This is a genomic window from Natrialba sp. SSL1 (assembly GCF_001861355.1).
Lineage (GTDB): Archaea > Halobacteriota > Halobacteria > Halobacteriales > Natrialbaceae > Natrialba.
Window position 1 is genome coordinate 1 of sequence record NZ_MASN01000009.1, and the last position, 1605, is coordinate 1605.

Annotated in this window: 1 protein-coding gene; it reads left to right on the forward strand. The window is 57.3% G+C overall.

From position 1 onward, the window contains the following. Window positions 1–160: 160 nt before the first annotated feature. The gene (tnpC, locus tag BBD46_RS02525) at window positions 161–1597 is read left to right on the forward strand and encodes an IS66 family transposase (RefSeq protein WP_071400197.1); all 1437 of its coding nucleotides are present in this window, start codon (window positions 161–163) and stop codon (window positions 1595–1597) included. Window positions 1598–1605 lie beyond the last annotated feature (8 nt).

Genomic DNA, 1605 nt, shown 5'->3' on the forward strand with positions numbered 1-1605 from the left:
GTATGTGTTTAGCCCGGGCTGATTTCGGTACTCTCTCGTAGGAAGCGTTCAACAGACGCAATATGAACAGGCAGCAGACATCGGATACGATTCTCAGGGATGGGCTCCGCAGCGGAGCCCATCCCGTTACTTCTGCTGTCACTACTGGTTGGTGGAGTCTGTGAACGCAGACGATTTCACCAAAGAAGAGCTCCTTTCTCGGCTTCTCCAACTTGAGCAACGAGTCGAAGAACTCGAACGGGAGAACAAGCGAAAGGACAAGAAAATCGATCAGAAGGACGAGCGGATAGAAGAACTCGAAACACGCCTTCGCAAATACGAAAATCCGCATACACCGCCCAGTAAGCGACGGTCGGGGACTGACGAGTCCCCGACCTCGCAGGACGACGAAGACGAGAATGTTCGAACCGATGGCGGTACTCCCGGACGGAAGGACGGTCACGACCCTGAGTGGCGTGCAACAGCAGATCCCGACAAAGAGATCGATGTCACCTGTGACTGTTGTCCCGAGTGTGGCGAACACTTCGACGAGTCGGTGGGCGTCAGCCCCCGACTCGTCGAGGAGGTTCCCGATCCACAGCCACCAGAAATCACCCGGTACAACCGTCACTACTACCAGTGCAGCTCTTGTGGAACAGAAACAGTTGCTACACACCCCGACTGCCCCGATGAGGGGCAGTTCGGGGTGAACGTTATCTCTCAAGCAGCACTTTCTCGGTACGATCACCGCCTTCCCTACCGGAAAATCGCTGACCGGTTCGAGCAACTGCATGGACTAGAACTCTCGGGCGCGTCCGCGTGGCACGCGACCGAGCGCGCTGCGCGCGCCGGTCGCTGCGAATACGAACAGATTCGCAGACAGATTCAGCAAGCCGAGATCGTTCACGTTGACGAAACCGGTATCAAGCGCGAGGGTGAGCAAGCGTGGATCTGGACGTTTCGGACGAACGAGCATACGCTCTACGCCGTAAGAGAGAGTCGCGGAAGTGATGTTCCCGCAGAAGTCCTCGGAGAGGACTTCGCGGGAACGGTCATCTGCGATGGGTGGACGGCGTATCCAGCGTTCAGCAGTAACCTTCAGCGGTGCTGGGCACATCTTCTCCGGGAAGCCGAAGACGTTGCTAGTGACCACGAGGAGGCAGAGCCGGTTTACCGGTATCTCAAGCAGATGTTCGTCGGTCTCCAGTCGTGGCTGGAGACCGACCCGAGCGTTCGTGAGAGAGCACAAATGCATCGGTCGTGCCAGAACGGGCTTAGATCGCTCGTTGAGCGGTCAGTAACCGACGAACCAGTGGCAACACTACTCGGGAAAATCGAAGGAGGGATTGACCACTGGCTCACCTTCGTCGGTGAGCCAGCGGTCTCCCCGACGAACAACGCAGCTGAGAACGCGCTTCGTGAACCAGTTGTTCTCCGGAAAATCATCGGGACACTCCGGAACGATCGAGGCATGTTCGTTCACGAGACGGTCTTGTCCCTGCTGGCGACGTGGCGCCAGCAGGGACGCAATCCCTACGAAGAACTTCGCCGAGTCGTCAGCAGCAATGAGATGATCTCAAGGCGTCACGCTGTACCGGTTGTTGAGCCTTCGGGCTAAACACATAC